At 43.3% G+C, this 19,970-nt stretch carries 17 protein-coding genes; 9 read left to right on the forward strand and 8 right to left on the reverse strand.

Features of this window, described 5'->3' with window-relative positions; genetic code table 11:
* Positions 1 to 129: 129 nt before the first annotated feature.
* Positions 130 to 1,560 carry a PLP-dependent aminotransferase family protein gene (locus AB6D80_RS10750; RefSeq protein ID WP_372188479.1) on the reverse strand — a complete coding sequence of 477 codons (1,431 nt, stop codon included), beginning with the start codon at positions 1,558 to 1,560 and terminating at the stop codon, positions 130 to 132.
* Positions 1,561 to 1,682: 122 nt separating this feature from the next.
* Here AB6D80_RS10750 and AB6D80_RS10755 point away from each other — a divergent pair, with 122 nt between their 5' ends.
* Complete coding sequence (locus tag AB6D80_RS10755) at positions 1,683 to 2,582, forward strand: DMT family transporter (RefSeq protein ID WP_372188481.1); 900 nt, start codon at positions 1,683 to 1,685, stop codon at positions 2,580 to 2,582.
* A gap of 265 nt (positions 2,583 to 2,847) precedes the next feature.
* Here the strand turns inward: AB6D80_RS10755 and AB6D80_RS10760 are convergent, their stop codons facing one another.
* Positions 2,848 to 3,273: a DUF3010 family protein gene (locus tag AB6D80_RS10760; protein WP_009846243.1), complete on the reverse strand. Its 426-nt coding sequence runs from the start codon at positions 3,271 to 3,273 to the stop codon at positions 2,848 to 2,850.
* 258 nt (positions 3,274 to 3,531) lie between these two features.
* Here AB6D80_RS10760 and AB6D80_RS10765 point away from each other — a divergent pair, with 258 nt between their 5' ends.
* Together AB6D80_RS10765 and AB6D80_RS10770 are read left to right on the forward strand one after the other, a co-directional pair.
* Entirely contained in the window at positions 3,532 to 5,169 is a 1,638-nt protein-coding gene (locus tag AB6D80_RS10765) for a methyl-accepting chemotaxis protein (RefSeq protein WP_029223899.1), read from the forward strand.
* A 304-nt stretch (positions 5,170 to 5,473) separates the two neighbouring features.
* Positions 5,474 to 6,343, forward strand: coding sequence for a LysR family transcriptional regulator (locus AB6D80_RS10770; protein WP_009846245.1), 870 nt, complete (start codon positions 5,474 to 5,476; stop codon positions 6,341 to 6,343).
* A gap of 127 nt (positions 6,344 to 6,470) precedes the next feature.
* On the opposite strand, the gene AB6D80_RS10775 is transcribed toward AB6D80_RS10770, so the two are convergent.
* On the reverse strand, positions 6,471 to 8,132 hold the full coding sequence (locus AB6D80_RS10775) for a methyl-accepting chemotaxis protein (protein ID WP_371727829.1): 1,662 nt from the start codon (positions 8,130 to 8,132) through the stop codon (positions 6,471 to 6,473).
* A gap of 273 nt (positions 8,133 to 8,405) precedes the next feature.
* Between AB6D80_RS10775 and AB6D80_RS10780 the strand changes: the two genes are divergently transcribed.
* Positions 8,406 to 8,918, forward strand: coding sequence for an RNA methyltransferase (locus AB6D80_RS10780; RefSeq protein ID WP_009846247.1), 513 nt, complete (start codon positions 8,406 to 8,408; stop codon positions 8,916 to 8,918).
* Between the two features lie 111 nt (positions 8,919 to 9,029).
* Here AB6D80_RS10780 and AB6D80_RS10785 read toward each other — a convergent pair whose 3' ends face one another.
* Positions 9,030 to 11,090, reverse strand: a complete 2,061-nt coding sequence (locus AB6D80_RS10785) for an alpha-amylase family glycosyl hydrolase (protein WP_372188483.1) — start codon at positions 11,088 to 11,090, stop codon at positions 9,030 to 9,032.
* 278 nt (positions 11,091 to 11,368) lie between these two features.
* On the opposite strand from AB6D80_RS10785, the gene AB6D80_RS10790 reads away from it, so the two are divergent.
* The 5 genes from AB6D80_RS10790 to AB6D80_RS10810 all read left to right on the forward strand — a co-directional run bounded on the left by AB6D80_RS10790 (position 11,369) and on the right by AB6D80_RS10810 (position 16,709).
* The gene (locus tag AB6D80_RS10790) at positions 11,369 to 12,205 is read left to right on the forward strand and encodes an SGNH/GDSL hydrolase family protein (protein WP_372188485.1); all 837 of its coding nucleotides are present in this window, start codon (positions 11,369 to 11,371) and stop codon (positions 12,203 to 12,205) included.
* 143 nt (positions 12,206 to 12,348) lie between these two features.
* Positions 12,349 to 13,239, forward strand: a complete 891-nt coding sequence (locus AB6D80_RS10795) for a LysR family transcriptional regulator (RefSeq protein WP_372188487.1) — start codon at positions 12,349 to 12,351, stop codon at positions 13,237 to 13,239.
* A gap of 91 nt (positions 13,240 to 13,330) precedes the next feature.
* The gene (dgcN, locus tag AB6D80_RS10800) at positions 13,331 to 14,338 is read left to right on the forward strand and encodes an N-acetyltransferase DgcN (RefSeq protein WP_372188488.1); all 1,008 of its coding nucleotides are present in this window, start codon (positions 13,331 to 13,333) and stop codon (positions 14,336 to 14,338) included.
* A gap of 57 nt (positions 14,339 to 14,395) precedes the next feature.
* Complete coding sequence (dgcA, locus tag AB6D80_RS10805) at positions 14,396 to 15,382, forward strand: N-acetyl-D-Glu racemase DgcA (RefSeq protein WP_372188491.1); 987 nt, start codon at positions 14,396 to 14,398, stop codon at positions 15,380 to 15,382.
* Positions 15,383 to 15,980: 598 nt separating this feature from the next.
* Positions 15,981 to 16,709, forward strand: coding sequence for a hypothetical protein (locus AB6D80_RS10810; RefSeq protein ID WP_372045971.1), 729 nt, complete (start codon positions 15,981 to 15,983; stop codon positions 16,707 to 16,709).
* Between the two features lie 561 nt (positions 16,710 to 17,270).
* Here AB6D80_RS10810 and AB6D80_RS10815 read toward each other — a convergent pair.
* From AB6D80_RS10815 to AB6D80_RS10830, 4 genes are all read right to left on the reverse strand, one after another.
* The gene (locus AB6D80_RS10815; protein ID WP_017097764.1) at positions 17,271 to 17,663 is read right to left on the reverse strand and encodes an NUDIX hydrolase; all 393 of its coding nucleotides are present in this window, start codon (positions 17,661 to 17,663) and stop codon (positions 17,271 to 17,273) included.
* Positions 17,664 to 17,789: 126 nt separating this feature from the next.
* Complete coding sequence (locus AB6D80_RS10820; RefSeq protein WP_372188493.1) at positions 17,790 to 18,227, reverse strand: GNAT family N-acetyltransferase; 438 nt, start codon at positions 18,225 to 18,227, stop codon at positions 17,790 to 17,792.
* A 262-nt stretch (positions 18,228 to 18,489) separates the two neighbouring features.
* Entirely contained in the window at positions 18,490 to 19,023 is a 534-nt protein-coding gene (locus AB6D80_RS10825) for a cysteine hydrolase family protein (protein ID WP_017097766.1), read from the reverse strand.
* A 286-nt stretch (positions 19,024 to 19,309) separates the two neighbouring features.
* A complete protein-coding gene (locus AB6D80_RS10830) occupies positions 19,310 to 19,939 on the reverse strand; it encodes a GyrI-like domain-containing protein (RefSeq protein ID WP_372188494.1) in 630 nt (209 codons plus the stop codon).
* Positions 19,940 to 19,970 lie beyond the last annotated feature (31 nt).

Below are 19,970 nucleotides of genomic sequence, written 5' to 3' on the forward strand. Positions count from 1 at the left end.
CTAAAAAACTTACAAAGGTATTTCGGAGTATTATCTGTGAGCGTTTGACGCATTTTCTTGGTGATTGTATTGGTTGTTTTAGTTAACGTTTATTCATTGTTGAATGATCTAGCAGTCAGAAATATTCGATTAGAAAGAAGTATGCTTCGCGATTATTTTCGCTAGTGTCACAACCCCTTCTTTCCACTCTTTATTCTCTTCGATGTTCGCTACCGTGAAGCGCAAGCAGTGTTTATATTGATCGTTTGTCCCAAATACTGTGCCAGGTAATATTCCCAATTTGTGCTTCAAACAATCTTGATAAATCGCGTAGCTATCGACAGATTCAGGTAACGTGATCCAGTTTAGAAAAGATCCCTCAGGCTTTGACAGATGGTAGCGGCCAACAAGGTGTTCATAGCCATCAAGCGCTTGTATTAACAGGCTTTGGAATTGCTTTTGATTGACTTGATAGAGTCGCTTCATCTTAGACAAATGACTTCGATATTTCCCCGTAGTGAGGAAGTGCCCAACCGCTGATTGCATTAAGTTGGAGCTGCCCATGTTGTCGCATAACAGGTATTTTTCAACTTGAGCTTGGTAACGACCTGAGAGTAACCAGCCAATACGCAAGCGAGAATCTAAGGTCTTGGACAAAGAGTTGACGTAAATGACTCGATCTTGGTTATCAAGCTCTTTGAGGCTGGCAATGGGTGTGTCGAATGCCAAGCTACCGAATACATCGTCTTCGATAATCGGTAAAGATCCGGAGATATCCAGTAATGCCTTTCGGTTAGCCAATGGCATTCGTGAACCCGTTGGATTGGTAAAGTTTGGTGTTAGCAGTAAGGTTTTTACTTCCCATTTGTTCAACGAACTTTGTAGTGATGGAATATCAATGCCGTGGCTAACACTGCTTGGAATTTCTAGTGCTTGCAAGCCAAGCGATTCAAGTAAAAGTAGATTACCGAAATAACAGGGCGACTCGACCGCCACGATGTCTCCCGGTTTGGTTAATGCACGTAAAGCCAGACTGATCGCCTGTTGAGCACCATGTGTAATTGCAATTTCATTCGATCCCGCAGGCACGCCTAGATCATGGGTGATCTTTAGCAACTGCTTTACTAATTGCTCATCGCCGGGAGGTAATTGGTAATAACCGGGAAGCTGAGTTTGCAAACGGCTATGGCGACCGATTTCGGCGTACAAGCTACGAATGGCAGGGTTATTAATGTTCGGGTGTGCAGAACCAGCAAGCAGTTTCAAGCGACCTTTCGGACGGGAGAGTACAGATTTGGTGACCGACAAGAGGTCGACTTTTTGAGGCTGGCTCGGTGCATCCCAGATGGTGGTGTTCGGTGTTTTCACACGATAGCCTGATTTAGGCACAGAATAAACCCAGCCTGTCGCTTCCAGTTCTTGGTAGGCGCGAATCACGGTGTTTTTGCTCACTCCGAGTTGTTCGCTGAGTTGACGAATGGAAGGCAAGCGGTCGTCTGGGTGAAAGAGCCCTTTATCGATCTGAGCCTTAATGTGTTGTTCTATCGCGAGATATTTATTGCAGCTGAGTTCTGCTTCCACGTTTCCCCCTTGTAACTCACACTTAATCTGTAACCATTTAAAGTATTATATCTGTATCTTTATTAGTTATCTGTACCCAACTAAGGTAACAGCATTGATGAAGAGTTGACCAGAGGTTTGTAATGCTGATTAAAATGATTCCGTTTGTGTTTGTATTATTGTGGTCGTCAGGCTTTGTTGGCGCTCGTCTTGGTGTTGAATACGCTGAACCAGCAACGTTACTTTCACTTAGGATGGTAGCCAACGTGGCGCTATTCTTGGTTTTGATTTCAATCCTTAAGCGTCGTATTCCTCGTGGTCGAGCATTTTTTCACGCTTGTGTGGTGGGCATTTTGATTCATGGCTTCTACCTTGGTGGCACTTATCTCGCGATTGATATGGGTATGCCCGCCGGGTTGAGTTCTCTACTTGTTGGCTTACAACCGATTCTGACGGCATTGATAATGATCAGCTGTACTTCACAGCGTTTTAATTTTGCACAGTGGCTGGGATTAGCGCTCGGTTTTGCGGGTATTAGCTTGGTGCTGATGGGCAATATTGAGTGGCAGTCAGACGACCAAAAAGGCCTGGCAACGTTATTGTGTTTGGTTTCTTTGGTGGGTATTACCTGCGGCACTTTGTATCAGAAGCGCTTCTGTCAGGGGACAGATATGGTCGGCGGTGCGATGGTGCAATACTTGGCTTCTGCTGCGTTGTTTCTACCTTTTGCAATGCGTTACGAAACTATGCAAGTGAACTGGACTATTGAGTTCACGTTGACTCTGGCTTGGCTAGTGATTGTTTTATCGTGCATTGCTATTCTATTGCTGCTTTACATGGTAGAGCATGGCGCTTCTTCAAGTGTGGCATCGGTGTTTTACCTCGTTCCACCCACAACTGCCATCCAAGCGTGGCTCATTTTTGGAGAGTCATTCGACATTTATGGCGCAATAGGCTTCGCGTTGTCAGCAACCGCTGTTTATCTGGTGGTGAAAAAGCCTGAGTTGATTAAGTTCCGTAGACGAACAGCATTAGAGAGGTAATGTGTCTACCAAAATTATACCAATCGTAGTAACTAACTGGTCACCCTAGCTTGTTAAAAATCTCGATAACTTCGTTAGAATTTTTGATTGTAGAATAACTACTTATCGAAAAATGCTGCCTTGTTCTCAAGCTTTTTTCCTACGCTATTTTTGATCACTTACTTACTGTGATTGGTATAACTCGACTTGAAATAGATTGCTAGAAACAAAAAAGAGCCTGAATATTCAGGCTCTTTCTGTATCAATATTGGCTAGCGACTATTGATTAGCGCTGCATTAAACAAGCGTAAGCCGTGGTAAACGGTGCTTCTTGGTATTGCTTAAGGCCTGTTTCTTTGAACTTCATCATAAGAGGGTTGCGCTTAAGGCTTTCTTTGATTTCATTCGGAGATACAACGGTTACGTCTAGGCCGTCGATCAACTGAATTGCTGCTTCTAGTTTGAAGCCGAAGCCACCGCCAGCAAATTTGCCTTTAGTTTGGCGTTGACGAATTACCACTTTTTCTACTTGGTAATCTTCCATTAACTTTGCAAAAGAAAATTGAAAATCTTTCATATTCTGTGTGTCGTTTGCGTCACTAATAGCAACTTTAGAAACTCGGCAATCAGGAATGTTAAATACACCGTCTGATAGAGATAGAAGACAGATGACTGCATCGTTACCTTTGATTTCAACACCACAAATTTTCATGTTCTTACCTACTTATTTTAGAGCCCTATATTATGGTGTTATTTCGACGACTTCTCCAGTAATAGAACATGTCTAAGGTAAATAAATTCAATATTGTCCACTTTAACGTTTTCAGGTTGACGTCTGGTTAAATGCGAAGCACTCGTTTTCATCGTCTAGTTTTATATGCGATGAGATTCACAAAACTATAGCTGGCTTTTTTATCGATACTGTATATTATGCGCGCGTCCCTATTTAATGTGTGGTTATAAACCCTCTATGAATATCAAAAACCTTTCTATTAAGAGTAAAATTGCGATCCCTCTAATGGTTATCGTGATTGTTTTCTCAACTGTTACTGTGCTTAACGTGATTAAATCTAACGCGCAAGCAGCGATTAACCATGAGCTCAATAATGTGGTTCAACCGGTTCTCGACAACCTAGAAGATGGGTACCGAGATATCTATCAAGTCATTGCATCTGCCCAAGGCCTGTTGCTTGCGAAAGATCAAAAGGCAATTGAATATCAACAATTCGAATTCAAAGACAACGCTTACAAAGCCGTTCCACGCTTTGAGAGTGTCCAAACTCTATATACTGCAGGTGTCTTAGACTCATCTTCTCAAGACGAGCTAGCGAAACTGGTAAAGGCGATGAAAAAGTGGGTAGCATTGCATGAACCAATGTTTGCAGATCCTGCCAATGCTCTTCAATACAACATAGATTACTCGCCAGCATTAGACGCTGAGTTTTCGATCATTCACGATCAACTCGGCTATATTAGAGAGCTGATTGCAGTAAAACAAAAAGAGCTTCGCCAGCAAGCTAATGACTCGATTGAAGAAAGTAAGCTGATCATCGAAGTAGGTATGGCCGTGGCGGTACTTGCGGCTTTGTTTTCGATGTGGTTATCGAACCGTTTTATCGTTCAGCCGATTCAGAGCGTAGAGAAAGCGATGAATGAAATCGCATCGGGTGACGGTAACTTGGCTCAGCGAATGAAAGTTGAAGGTTCTGATGAGATTGCTCGTTTAAGTTCAGCGTTTAACAAGTTTGTTAGTAAGATACATACCACTGTTGAACAAGTGATTCTGACATCAAATGCCGTACGTGCAGAGATGGAAAACATCAAATCAATAACGCAGAATGTGGCTGAATTTTCTTCGAATCAACAGAAAGAAAGTGAAGTAGTCGCGGCTGCCGTTCATGAAATGCAAGCGACCAGTGAAACGGTAAGTGGTAACGCGTTAGATGCGGCAACCGCAAGTAACGTTGCGAACAATGAAGTGGAATCAGCAGACAGCACTTTGGGCTTAACCGTAACTTCAATTGAACGCCTTGCGCAAGATATCGAGAATGCAGGTGGTGTGGTTCAGGAATTGGATACTGATGTGAAGAACATTGCTTCTATTCTTGGCGTGATCAAAGGCATTGCAGAGCAAACCAATCTATTGGCATTGAATGCGGCGATTGAAGCAGCGCGTGCTGGTGAGCAAGGTCGTGGTTTTGCGGTAGTTGCTGATGAGGTCCGTGCGCTTGCGAGCAAAACTCAAGACAGTACGGGTGAAATCCAATCAATGATTGAACGCTTAGAAGTTGGCGCTAAACATGCCGTTGGCGTGATGACAGAAAGCAAGGCAAGTGGCGAGAAAACCATTGTTCAAGCGGGCACTGCAGCTTCATCATTGAGCGAGATTCGTAACTCAATCGGCAAGATGAATGAGATGAATACGCAAATCGCAACAGCGGCTTCTCAGCAGTCTCAGGTGTCTGAAGAAGTGAACCAGAATGTTCAACGTATCGCGGAAAGCACCATGAAAATGGTTGAGATGGCAAACAATGCAGAGAACGCATGCATCTCACTAGCAGAACAGTGTGAAGCACTTGATAGCCTAGTTTCTCAGTTTGAAGTGTAATCTTTGAGACTGAACAGGCAAAAGTGAGTGGCTAATCGTTTCTAGTTTTAACCCTCACGCATCTGTAATAGACAATAATAAGGCCCGTACTCAATGAGTGCGGGCTTTCTTTTTTGATAACAGTATTTGTAATACGAGGTCGGTTCGAACTTTGTTGAATAGGTCGGTTGGAGCCTTGTGGGGAATGCGATATTAGCTGCAATGAAGGCCTTTGTATGTACACGGCGTATATTAAGCTAGGTGACACTGATCTATATCTTCAATACACTGTATGGGTAACCATAGTTCAAAATAGGGTAGAGGCATGGCCAATTGGGAAGGGGTAAGTGAGTTTGTTGCAGTGGCAGAGCGCGAAAGCTTTACTGGTGCCGCACAGAAACTCGCTACGTCAGTGGCTCAAATCAGTCGTAGAGTGGCAAATCTCGAGGAACGCCTCGCAGTAAAACTACTCAATCGAACGACTCGTAAGGTTTCTCTAACAGAGGCTGGGCAACTCTATTATCAGCAGTGTAAGTTGTTGGTCGAAGGTTTAGAAATTGCTGAGTTAGCCGTCACGCAGATGCAATCCACGCCGAAAGGTTTGCTGAAAGTAACGGCACCTGTGACTTATGGTGAGCGTCAACTCGCCCCAATACTTCATCAGTTCTTAAAGCTCCACCCACAAGTCGAACTTGAGCTGATGTTGACCAATCAAAAGCTCGACCTTATTGATTCGGGTGTCGATGTCGCTATTCGTCTTGGACGCTTAGAAGATTCGAGCCTTGTGGCAAAGAAGCTGTCTCAACGTCAACTCTACGTGTGCGCCAGTCCTGAATATATTGAACGTTACGGTGAACCGCATACGCTCTCTGAGTTGAGCAATCATCAATGTTTAGTCGGCGGCTTTGAGCATTGGCGTTTTAAAGAAAATGGGCGACCTCGCTCAGTTCGGGTTAATGGACGCATTAAATGTAACAGTGGCTTAGCCTTACAAGACGCAGCGAAACAGAGTATTGGCTTAGTGCAGCTACCAGAATATTACGTGAGTGAAGATCTTGAGTCTGGCGAATTGGTTGAGGTGTTATCTGATTACCGAGACGATAAAGAGGGGATTTGGGCGCTTTACCCACAGAACCGTAATTTGTCTTCAAAGGTTCGCTTGTTAGTCGACTTCTTGTCTGAGCAATTAGACTAGTTCTATCTGGCAAGACACTATGGACAAGAAAATGGGCTTCAGAACAAAGATTCTGAAGCCCATTTTTATTGATGTTCTATAGCTTTTACTTGCTAAGCACTAAGCACTAAGCACTAAGCATTAAGCATTAAACCGTGAAGCGATCAACCAAGTGGTACAACTCGTTTGCTCGGCTGTTTAAGTTTTGGCTACCTGTACGGTTTTGGTTTGCTAGCGATGCCGATTGAGAACTTTGGTCTGAAATCACAACAATGCGTTGAGATATCTCTTGGCCAACAATATTCTGCTGTTCAGTCGCCGTTGCAATCAGTGAGTTCATGTCCATGATGGTATCAATCGAATCTTGAATTTTAGCAAGTGCTGCAGCTGCTGCGTTCGCTTCTTCTACCGTTTGAGCACTTCTGCTTTGGCTGGAATCCATTGCTTTCACCGCGGCATCTGAAGCGGATTTTAGCTGTTGGATCATTTTGTGAATGTCGCCCGTGCTCTCTTGTGTGCGGCTTGCAAGCTTACGAACTTCATCCGCAACTACCGCAAAACCTCGGCCTTGATCACCAGCTCGCGCGGCTTCAATCGCGGCATTTAGTGCTAATAGGTTGGTCTGTTCCGCGATGTCTTGAATGACAGTCAGTGAAGATGAAATGTTCTGTACATCTCCTTCAAGGCGAGATACCACAGTGTTTGCTTCTGATACTTCACTTGCAAGGTCTGCTACGGACCCAGCAGCAGCGTTGACAATTTGCTGAGCTTCTTTTGCATTGTTCTCTGCAAGTTTAGCTGAGTCAGCCGCTTGGCTTGCGTTGCTTGAGATCTCTTGCGCTGTTGTCGTCATCTCGGTCATCGCCGTTGCTACTTGTTCTGTCTCTTCACGTTGACCTGTCGCTATCTCGTCGACCTGAGCTGCGCGAGAAGACATGCTGCTCGTTTCTGATACAACTTGCTGACCCACATCGCTCACGCTACGAATGATGGTCTGTAGGCTGGCAACAAAGGCATTAAAGTTCTCACTAAGTTTGGCGAACTCAGGCGCTTTGAAGGTTTCCATTCGAGCCGTTAGGTCGGCCTCACCACTTGCAAAGGCACTGATTGAACGGTCAAATTGCTCGAGTGGTTGCATGATTGTACGGTTCACTGCAACAGCGAAAACCGCTACCACTAAGGCAATCAAGCCACAGAAAATTGCAATGGCAGTTAGTGAGCTTTGTAGCGCAGCATTCGAGCTCTCTTTCATGTCACTGATGACTGCGTCAATATCATCGGTATAAAAACCCGTGCCGAGCATTAAATCCCATTGTGGAATAAAGATTGAGTAGCTGAGTTTTGGTAACGCAATGGACTGACCTGGCTTAGGAAAGTAGTAAGTGGTGAATTCCCCAATTTTTGAGTTCTTAATCAGGTCTTGGATTAGGTAATTGCCTTGTTTGTCTTGAAGGTCGTAGTAATTTTTACCAATGCCATCGGTACCTTGTCCGATGACGATTCTTACACCCTTAGAGCTGTAGCCAAAAATATAACCAGATTCACCATATTCTAGAGTTTTTAATGTGGGTAATGCTTCTTCAAGTGTGGCACCTTTTTCTAAGAAAGGAGTTATCGAAGACTTAGCCATTTGCAGGTACGCTTTGAGTTCCTTTTCTTTCATCGCCATCATATTGCTACGCGTCGATTCTACTTGTTGTGCGGTTAGCTCAGTGCTCTTCATATACGTCACGCTCATCATCCCAATTGCCATTAGTAGCAAAGGGATAAAAGAGAGAATATAAAGGCGGTTTTTGATGGTGAGGGTCATTAGCACTTCCTATGTGATTGTCTCAGGCAATTTTCAACACATTATTAATGTGGTTTCGAAATGTAAACGGACTTGTTGTTGAATTGTTATCCTAAAACCTTTTTGTTTGATAAATATGATGGCGGTTAGGTTTTGAAGTGATAGGTGGTGCAACTAAGTACTTATCTGTAAAAAGAGCCGTTCGTTTCGATGCTTTTGAATTTGGCGCTGCTTTGGTAGAATGCGACGCTTTGTAGCACCCTGCTATGTCTATTCGTTAAGTGAGAAAGATTCATGAACAAAAGCCATGTGACTATTGGTTTAACTAACCCAAAGAGCCCGACAAACGTTGGCGCGGTTATGCGTGCGGCGGGTTGCTACCAAGTCGACGAAGTTAAATATACAGGGCAACGCTACGACAAGGCTGCAAAATTTCACACCGATACCAAGAGTGCAACGCGCACTATCCCGCTTACTGGTGTCGAGTCGTTTTTAGATAACCTTAATTCAGAAACTAAGATCGTATGTGTGGAGTTGGCTGAAGGTGCAACACCACTGCCACGTTTTAAACACCCAGAGAACGCTATCTATATCTTTGGCCCTGAAGATGGTTCTATTTCTCAAGATGTCGCTGACCGAGCTGACCATGTTGTTTATGTACCAACTGTTGGTTGCATGAATCTAGCAGCAACAGTGAATGTGCTACTTTATGATCGCCTTGCTAAGTCAGATGAAATGGACGAGAGCAACGAGCTGATCAAGAAAAGCCGCGATAACCGTAATCACCTGCAAGTGAAGCAGGGGTAGATATCGTTCTAATCGTGTCTGGTCTCTTAATATCCAATGCAGATTAAAGAAAACCCCTTATTCGTAGGAATAAGGGGTTTTTACTTGGTTGATCTCGGATCTTAGGTTTGGCTATTCAGCACATTTGGAAGCCATAATTTTTAATGGTTGCCCCGCATCATCGAATTGTAAGCTCCATACATACTGCCCAGCATTACGAATAGTGATAGCGGTATCTTGACCGTAACCACCTTTAATTAACGAGTTAAGCTGTCCTAACTTTAGGTTAAGCCCATCCGCTGTGAACTGAGGTGACCAAGCCTTGGATGCATATTGCATGCGATAACTGCCCGGTTTTTCAGTGGTGACGACTTGGTAAGTGTTGTCACCTTTATATTCAAACTCTCGTTGACCCACGTGTTTCCAACCTGAATCAGCAAAATTGCCAACCACATAAAGCGGGCTCGAAATAGGGCCTTCAGCTTTTATTGTTGGATTGTCACATTGAGCCATGAAGCCTTGTCCAACTTCATTTCCTGTCGCTAGTATCGCCGCAATTGGCCCTTTTTCACTTGGCTGTGTTATCGACAAGAAACGAGCTTCAAATGGGCTTAGAACGATAGAGTAGTGGCCATCAATAGCTGAGATCGATTGCTTGGATTCAATATCCGTCAGATCAGCTATGGAGCCGACTTTTTCTTTGGTTAGTTTTATGGTTTGTTCTTTGTTGGTAACGTTCACTGCGTAGACAACAGCATCGCCTTCATAGGCTTTGTGATCGACATAGGCGACATCATTGGCCATCAGGTTTGTACGTTTACCTTGTGATAGAGCGGGGTGCGTTTCTCTCAGTTTCATCAAGTTTGTCACGTATTGCTTTAAGTCTTTTTCGTGCGCATTGAGTTGGGCTGTGACACCTTCTACTTTACCGCTAGTACGGGCTACGTGATCATCACACAGACCATTAATAGCACAGTCATCAGTCCATACTTTGTCTGCAAAACCTTCTAGCTGATCGCCAATCTCGTCCCCATAGTAGGTCGTAATTGGGCCGGTATAAGCTGCTTGGAATGAAAATGCCGCTTTATAGCGCTGCCAATACTCTTTGTCTTGTGGAGAAGCGATATCACCGCGCTGTAATAAGTCACCAAAGCGCACAAGGTCATGGTTACCGATCATTAAATTTGGCTTTGCGTGGTCTGGGTATAACGAATGTAAAGACATGCCTTCTGCAAGCCACTCTCCACCTTTGTTCCCCACGCCAGCTTCGTTTACAGCAAAGGTTTCCGTCAGGCGGTAGCGCATAGGGAAATCAAACGCAGAACATAAGGCCGGTGCTTCATTTGAACCGTAGCCTGTTTCAATAATGCGGTTCTCACCTGCCCAAATTTCCGCGACCATATAACCCAGAGGGTTCACGGTTTTACCTTCGCTGTTTACGTATTCGATTTGAGAAGATGCGGTGTCTACCGTTTCTCTGATTTGACTCCAAGCTTCTTTTGGCACTTGATAAGCTTGATCTAAGCGCCAACCATCAATTTTGAGTTCTTTGATCCAATACTCGGCAACTTCTTGATAGAAGGTTAGGCTCTCAGGGTATGAGACTGGATTATCCTCTCCTAGGGGCAGCTTACCTGTTGGTGACGGCACTACGTTTTTTTTGTGGTGGCCAAATACGCCATCAAAGAAGACATAAAGCCCTCGAGCATGCGCTTCTTCAACTAAGGTTTTAGCTTCTTCCATCGTGCCGAATCTCGGATCGATATTGAAATAATCGGTGGCAAAATAACCGGTTGCATCCAGTCTATCAGCCCAATGGTCTTGGTTTTCGATAGGCTCTGAATTAAAGATTGGGGTTAGCCAAATGCCGTTCATGCCAAGAGATTCAATGTAATCAAGTGAGTCGATAATACCTTGGATATCTCCGTTATGGTGACTGGTTCCATAGCCTGTCCCATGACCAATTGAGTCATCGCCACTGACAAAGCTTTCGACCATCACTTGATAGATCCTCAAGTCATTCACGTCGGCATTCGTATTCGTTTGGCATTGGTATGCTGTTGGTTCTTGAACTGATTCAGGTGCAGATTGGCAACCTGCAAGTAGGATGGCGGTAACGGCCAACGCGGTATTGGATAGAGAAAGTTTCACGTTAAGGTCCTTATTATTATGATTTAACTTATTATTCACCATCCTGATATTCTATAAATCCTCCGTTAAATAGTGGCAATAGGAGTAGACGGTAGGCTGAGAGACTGAGGTCACAATATGTGGCTAATTTCTTATACATATTATGATGAAGTGCTGATTTTTGAGTCGGAACGAGATTTGTACGGGAAGATATTTTTATGCGGTATGTAACCTGCCTTGTTGAGAATAAGTCATTCTCTGTTTCTAATGTTATCTATCCCGTAAGCAATCGGATATTATCTTGGGTTCATCATTAGATAATTGAAGGGTTAGATAACACCATGGAAGACAAGCAATTACTTGCCGCGCTGCAACAACACCCTGTCCTCGATCTGTATCAGTTATTCCAAGAAGTTGGTCAAAATAGCTCTCTATACGCACTATTAGAGAGGTTATCTTCCCTTAAAGAACACCACCAACTGAGTACTCGTCTTAGCCCTTTTAAGCCACACATCGAAGGGTTACTGGCTCAATTTGATGGCACTACGCTGGATAGTGATATCCTCAAGGCAGTTGCTCTTCAGTCTGAGATTCAACAACGAGGCCACAGCATGAGCCGTTACATCATGACATCAGACAATCACCGCCATTTTTCCCCAAATGCAGACTTAGTGATGTTTGGTGATTCGATCACCGAGTGGGCCCCGTGGGCGGATATTTTTCGCGATGTCTCAATGGTCAATCGTGGCCTAGCAGGCGATACCACAACAGGTATGTTGCGCCGCATTGATACCACGTTGAATGTGAAACCAAAGCTTGTATGTTTTATGGCAGGGATAAACGATTTAGCTCAGGGTTATGATGTCGAACATATCTACCAGAACTACATTGATATGCTTGAAGTGTGGCAAGAAAACGATATTCGAATTTTGGTGCAATCAACGCTTTATGTTGGCTCTAAACTGCAAGGTTTGAATTCGTCGGTTGAACTGCTCAATAGCAAGATAAGCGAGTACTGTTCTCAGCAAGGCATTGCATTCTTAGATGTGAATTCTGTATTGTCACCTAATCAGCTTTTGTCGAATGAGTACTCGTGCGATGATCTGCATCTGAATGCTAAAGCTTACCAAGCTTGGACTGAGGTGCTTCAACCTACGATAGCTGAGTTACTAAAATAAACTCACGCAAATAGCCAAATAGCCAAATAGCCAAGTAGATAAATAGACAGACAGCTAATTAAACAGCTAGACCGATAAACAGCTTAGCAAATACAAGAAAAGCCAACCCCTAGATTTGTTTCGCGAACCATAAGGACATCAATGTGAACCTAAGACAGTTGGAAGTCTTTTACGCCATTATGCAAACCGGAACCGTATCTGGGGCTGCGCGTAATCTGCATGTGTCACAACCTAATGTGACTCGTATTCTGGCACACACAGAGCAACAACTTGGGTTTGGATTGTTTGAGCGAGTGAAAGGTCGGTTGGTGCCAACGGTCGAAGCAAAAACCTTACTGCCCGAAGCAGAAAAGGTCTATCAACAGCTGGGTCAATTTCGTTCTTTGACGAATAAGGTTAAGCAAGGACATCAACATTTACGTATTGGTGCGCCGCCGATACTGGCGACCAAATTGCTGACTCCGGTAATAGCCCAAATGTCTCGTGAACAAGAGCTCTCTTTTGAGTTGTTGACTGCAAACCGTGATGAACTTTGTGCTGGGCTATTAAAGCATGAGCTCGATATTGCTATCGCGTTTGGGGACGAAACACCGCCGGCTATATTAAGTGAAACACTCTTAACTGAATCACTCAAGGTTCTGGTTCCTTCCCACACAGTTGAACAGTTACCTACTGAATTAACCCTTGATGATCTGATCAATTATCCCTTGCCAATCATCGGGCTTGATAGCCGCGATCCATTAGGCCTCCTGTTACATCAAAGCCTTATTGCGCGAGATGAGCATTATCACCATCCGATATCGGTACGTGGATACAGCGCTGCGGCGGAACTGGTGAAGCACCAAGCAGGGTTTGCGATCGTTGACCCGTGGACGGCAGAGCAGTATCAAAATGACGATGCGGTCTGTGTGTTGCGACTTCAACCAGATATCCAATTCTCGGTATCGATGCTTTGCGCAGAGCACACCCCTCAGTCGATTTCCGTGAAGCAATTTATCGCTTCATTGAAGAGCCATACTCACCCTATAACTTAAGGTTATAGGCTCGCCATAAATAGGTATTCGGCAGCTTCGAAGTTCTTAATTAAAGTAAATCCATACAAGGACTTATTAATTGGGGACACTCATGTCTATTGCTCAACCTTACCTTCTTTTTCTTGGGGATGTTACTGACCCACTTGCCGCAAAAACAGGCCGTGGTATTCATCAATGGCGCCCAGAAATCTGCATAGGCCAACTGCGTTTAACGGGCGATACCGTTTCACTTGGCTTAACGGATATGACCTTACAAGAGGCGCAAGCACAGGGCGCGAAAACGCTAGTGATTGGCACAGCAAACCCTGGTGGCGTCATTCCTGATTCTTGGCAGTCAACCATAATGGAAGCTGCAGAAATGGGATTTGAGATTGCATCTGGCATGCACCAACGACTGAGTGAATTTTCACCGCTTGCTGACATGCAGCAACACGGATTGACTAAGCTTCATGATGTACGTCATTTTGACGGTGTTCTTAATGTTGGTAACGGTAAGCCTCGTCAAGGTAAGCGCCTGCTTACTGTCGGAACAGATTGCTCAGTCGGCAAAATGTTTTCAGCTTTAGCTATCGAAAAGTCGCTTAAAGAGTCAGGTACATCCGCTCAGTTCAAAGCGACAGGGCAGACGGGTATCTTGATTGAAGGCTGCGGTATTTCGATTGATGCTGTGGTTGCGGATTTTATTTCTGGCGCAGTTGAAGCGATTAGCCCTGATTTTACCGACCACGATTGGGATATCATTGAAGGGCAAGGCTCTTTGTTCAACCCTTCGTTTGCAGGCGTGAGTTTGGGTCTTTTACATGGCGCACAAGCGGATGCCTTAGTGCTGTGTCATGAAGTTGGGCGACCTCATATTCGTAACCTTCCTCATGCTCAATTGCCAAGCATAGAACAGACGATTGAAGCCAACTTGCAAGCAGCGCGACTGACCAATCCAGACGTGAAACTGGTTGGCATTTGTTTGAACACGTCGGCGATTAGCACTGAAGACGCTGAGACATTATGCCAAGAATGGACCACACTCTATCAAGTACCCGTGACGGACCCGGTTCGTTTTGGTGTACAAAATATTACTGATCATTTGCGACATTCACTTTAACGATTTCATCATTTCTACGTTTCCATTTGTTAAAGCGAACATCAATCGAGTGAAATTATGAAGATTACAGCAGAACCTATTACTATCGCGATGCAAACACCTTTTCGCATCTCTCGTGGCAGCCGAACTGAGTGTCACGTTGTTCGTGTTTATATTGAACATTATGGCAAACAAGCTCAGGGCGAATGCACGCCTTACCCACGATACGGCGAGTCATCGGAGTCTGTGTTAGCGCAAATCCAACAAGCGTCTAGTGCCCTTGAAGGTATGTTTGAGCGAGGCGTTACCGATCCCGCAGAGCTAAGAGATCATCTTCAGTCTTTATTGACCGGAGGGGCAGCGCGAAATGCGGTCGATTGTGCGCTTTGGGATTTCGAAGCTAAGCAGAAAGAACAGGTGTTTCCAAATAGCTTGTTTGAGTTACCTGCTCAAATAGTGACTGCAATGACAGTCTCGATTGGCACTCCAGAAGCGATGGCGACTCAGGCTCGAGACTATGTCGCAAATGGAGCGAAACTCTTAAAAGTGAAGCTTGATGGAGAGCAAGTGATAGAGCGTGTTTGCGCGGTACGAGAAGTGGCACCCGATGTTCAGATTGTACTGGATGCCAATGAAGCGTGGACGGGGCTGAATCTCGAAGAGTTGTTTAATCAACTAACAGAGTTTGATATTGCGATGATCGAACAACCTCTTCCACAGCAGCACGATGCATCACTGGCACACATCAAGCACCCGATCCCACTGTGTGCTGATGAAAGCTGTCATACCACTTCACAGCTCTCATCGCTGTTGGGTAAGTATGAAATGGTCAACATCAAGCTCGATAAAACGGGCGGTTTGACCGAAGCCTTGGTACTTGCTGAAGAAGCTCAAAGGCTCGGCTTTACTCTGATGTCGGGTTGTATGCTAGGCACCTCATTGGCGATGCGGGCAGCGCTGCCTATTGCGGTTCAATCTAAAATAGTCGACCTTGATGGCCCTGTATTACTTGGCCAAGATGTTTCGCCAGCACTGACTTATCGAGATGGAATGATCATTCTTTAAGGTGGCTTAGCGTTCAGTATTGATGATGCAGGCTATAGGTAGGCACGCGAACTTTTGGACAAAAGTTTGCCAGTGACTTCCCTAAATTAGCAATTCATGAATAACTAAAGGTATGGTAAAGCTAGTTGTAAAGAGCTAATGCGATAAGTAAAATCGTACTAGCAAAAAGATTGGTTTATGTTTAGGTGCGTATTAAGTGCCAGTACGTTAAATGCCCGTGAGGCAGTAACGGAAAAGGCCGCCAAAGTGATCTAAATCTTACTCAGCAAAGCCGAAACGCTTTACGACTACCATAGTAAAGTATTGTTAAGTAGGCAGATATTCCAATTTTTTTGAATCATATCAACGAGAGAAGTATAGTTACATTAATGTAAAATTAAGCCAAGGAAAGTAAGCAATGAGTAGCATTTATAGTTCGTTGACTAAAATTGGGACAGATAGGGAGACCATAAGACCTGTATATAAGCTGAATTGTAAGAAAGACAGCAGTACTCGATTGAGACTTAAAGCTGAAGGATTAGTAGAAAAAGATATTGTTCTAGAAGGTTGTGGTTCTAAAGTAAGAGCTTGGACTCCTGCCAACTAAATGGATGCAATTATGAAAATAACAAGAATAATCAATAGCTTGGGTTTTTATTTTTTATTGGTTGGCTGCCAATCAACTTATACTTATCCCCCCCAACAGAAAGAAACATTAACTAATCCTCCTAATGAAGATACTAATATTGAAAAGTTTCTTGTTTTCGACAAGGTTAGCGTGCGTATTTTTAATAAGATTCCATCACTATATAAGATGAAAGGTGAGGAAGTCAGCTATTGGTCTGATAAATGGCTTGAGGTATTTCTTTATGAGAATGGTAGTTATTATTACGATACAGCTGGCTACTTTGAGATCGAAGGTAAACCACGCAAAATTGAAATAACCTCTAATAAAAAAATTTATTACGAAGAATCACTACAAAAATGGAATATTTCAAGTTCTGATACTGAAGATATAGATCTTACAGTTAAGGTAAATAATAAACAGAAGGTACTAACCTCTAAGGTTGTCGAACTTCCGTTCAAGAAAAAAGCGACACAAGGGGACTTAATTGAAACCTTAGGATTCCCTGATCGCAAAAGGACTTATCACGTTTCATGGCCATGCAGCAAAAAAATGAATGGCATTTGGTATTCACCAGGGCCCAGCGCAGTAGGAAAAATTGACCATTGGTTTTATGATGAATACCCACGATTGGTCATAGATGTGAGCTTTGGAGAGGTTAGAGAAATTCATACCATGCCGTATGGAGAAAGATTGACCAATCGTGCCCCTCGCGGTTGCTAATCTGTGATAATTAGTAATTAGTATTGCAAAGTGTGATGCCGTACTAATTATTTAATTTAAGAACTAAACGTTCTGTCGGTGTCGATTATTCCTATTATGTTAAACGGGCGAGTTAGCTATCAAAAATAGCCCTCAAAAGCCCTCAAGCGCTCTTAGCTAAGATTTTGGACGCTTGTTCAAGGCAATTGCTTCCATAACACCTTGTAAGTTTGTGACACTTTCAGAGCGATTTACAGGGCATAAAAAGCAATTTTGATTTGGAAAACGAACCGCACAATGATACCCATTTTTCATACTTTGTGAATTTGAGGTGTCAGATTAGCTATATTTGGGCAAAATTCGGTTCTCTTCGAACTCGTACTTATACGCGAAAACGGAAATGGACAAAAACGTGCCAGCTACTTTACTAAATTAGAAAACCATCCATAACTACAGGTATGACAAATCGCAAAACTGACATGTAGATCTTACAATTTACTTATATAGAGGCTCAGGCTTGTTCAACACTTGGGATTTAACGTTGGCAACGCAACGCTTAATCCTTATCTGTTAGAACAGTACTCAAAGATAGCGACTAACCCGATCCACTTCTTTAAGAGCAATGCTGTCAGCAGCTATTCCAACGTGATTCGCATCCAATGAATACCACCTAACTTCATCAGCCTCTTGAGCTGAAATATCTCCTGTCCAAGCGCTAACAATGAAATAATGGATCAATTGTAGCTCTTTCGTTGGGTGGAACAAGGAACATAAATACTTGTATTCAGTTGGAATAACATTGAGCTCCTCATTTAACTCACGGAACAACGCCTGAATTTGAGTTTCACCGCATTCAATATGACCACCAGGTATAGTAATCAAACCGGGGTCCGTTTCTTTTTGCTCACTACGTTTTTCCAGCAGTACCTCAGAACCATTGAGCATAATAAAAGAGATACATTCATTTACTTCCATCTGTACATTCCCTTGAAAGTTTTAAGCCCAATTAAGGTGTGAGCCACGCGACCACTGCACTTAATTTGGGCACCGTAAACACTGAACTAGACCCAAGTCAAAAATGCCAAGCGTGGGGAATCACTCTTAAATTGTTTGTATGGTTTGTGATTTCCACTGCATTAGATGATAGCTTTCCGCACCATTGCCTACCGTTTCGGTAATGGTAAAACCCTGAGATAAATAGAACTCAGTGGCATTGATATTTTGACTAAGGCACTTGAGGCTTAAGCTTGGATACTGTTGCTTAGCAAGGTCTAGCAGTTTTAATCCAACACCACCACGTAGCTTACGAGGACTAACAAATAGATGGTGAATGAAGCATTCAGGTGCCCAAATTGAGACAAAACCGACAACTTTGTTTGATTCAATTGCCACCCAAATACTTTCGCCCTCTGTATCCCGGTCAAAATCTGATAGGTCAAATTCAACTGTATCCAACCATGTAAAAGTCGCTAGTCGTGATTCTAGATACAGCTTCTCTACAACATTTAAATGATGAGATTGAAATCTTCTTAATTCCATGAACTTACCAACAAACCTAACGCTTATTAGGCGACACATAGTCGTCTTTCATCCTTCGATAGTGCTGTCTTTTTTATATTAAATCAACTGATAGTCAATAAGTTATACCACATGAAGGGAAGTTAGACTGCAAGATGTCTTTTAATGACGAGAATGAACAATTATCAACTCCATCGAATAACTTTTATTAGGAAAAATGCACGCCCCAAAAATGAGTAGAGTATTTAATCTAACCGATTAATGGGGCAAAACCTTATTAGCCCTATGCCCAAAGGTTGTGTGCCTCTACCACTTCGATTTTGACACCAAAACTAGAAATATTAGGCAACGTAGCATTGTGGTGCTCTCGAATTTTAGCCCCACTGGTGTGTTCCTTATCATGAGTTGTATGAGCATCCGAAACCAAAGTTACGGGATAGCCTAAACCTGCTGCTCTGCGAATGGTGGTATCAACGCAAAACTCTGAGGCATAACCACACACAATTAAGCTATCTACATCGAGTTCATTCAAGACACTTTGAAGATTAGTATTCAAGAACGAGTCTGGTGTTGTCTTGCGAACGAAATGATCATTAGTTTGTGTAACTAAACTCGATTGCAATGCCCAGCCAGCGCTTTCGTATTCAATAACAGATTCAGGTTGCTCGTGTTGGATAAAGATAACTGGGACAGACTTAGCACGCGCCAAATTTGTAACCTCATTAATTTTGGTGAGTACGATTTGTGATTCAAATGGTTTAGGTTCTGGATCGAATAGAATCGACTGAACATCAATAACTAATACCGCTGATTTCATTATTTTCCTCCGGTAGGGCTAACGCTCTCTATGCGGCGCTAAGCCGTTATTTATATAGATATAATGCGGTCTTTTGTTTAAGTATTCAATAGGTTAGTGAGCAATTTGAAAAGTTAGAATGCACGGTGAGGCATAATTTTTGAACGTGCTGACTTTGGATAACTTTTTGTAAGGCAAACACACATAAACAGAACATGTATGAGCTTATGCTCTAAACCATAATGGGGCAAAAATGAGCCAGTCGTGACTGACTCAAGAGTGACTGACTCAAGAGAAGCTCTCTTAGTTACTTGATCGGAATATAGATTCCGGTTTTCAAATTCTCAGGTTTAGTTCGTCTTGGGTCTCGATTCAGGTACACCTCAAAGCATGGTTGGTCTCGCAGTTCAAACCCACTGTCTGGTAGCCATTCTAAGAGTAAATAGCTGTATGCTTCAGAGAGCTTCTCGTAAGTACCTTTGTGCAAGGCCTTGGCATATTTGCCACTACCTCTGGAATACAGGACTTCCGTAGACTTGCAATCGACAACGTTTATATTCATCTTTATGTCCTCAAAACTAGTGAGTTGTTGCCTTTTAAAGGCAGGAACTGTTTTTTGATGACGAATATATGATGGTGTACAAGAGAACTGCTTTCGTATCGCCTTATTAAAAGAAGCTTGGTTTTCATAGCCACAAGAAAAAGCAATCTCAGTCATGCTCTCAACCCCATAAACTATACTTCGAGCAGCCCTCTCTAAAAGCAGGCGCTTACGCATCGCATATAGCCCCTCGCCATAATAGGCGCGGAACAGGTGATGAAAATGGTATTTAGAGAAGTAAAATTTTGATAATAGCTCTTCTATTACCATAGGCTGATCAAGGTGAGATTCTAAATACCTCACTATCTTCTCCAACCTGACATGGTTGTTCTGCATTATTTATACATCCATCCTATTTCGACATAGG

It is taken from the genome of Vibrio sp. 10N.247.310.17, from assembly GCF_041466605.1.
Lineage (GTDB): Bacteria > Pseudomonadota > Gammaproteobacteria > Enterobacterales > Vibrionaceae > Vibrio > Vibrio tasmaniensis_A.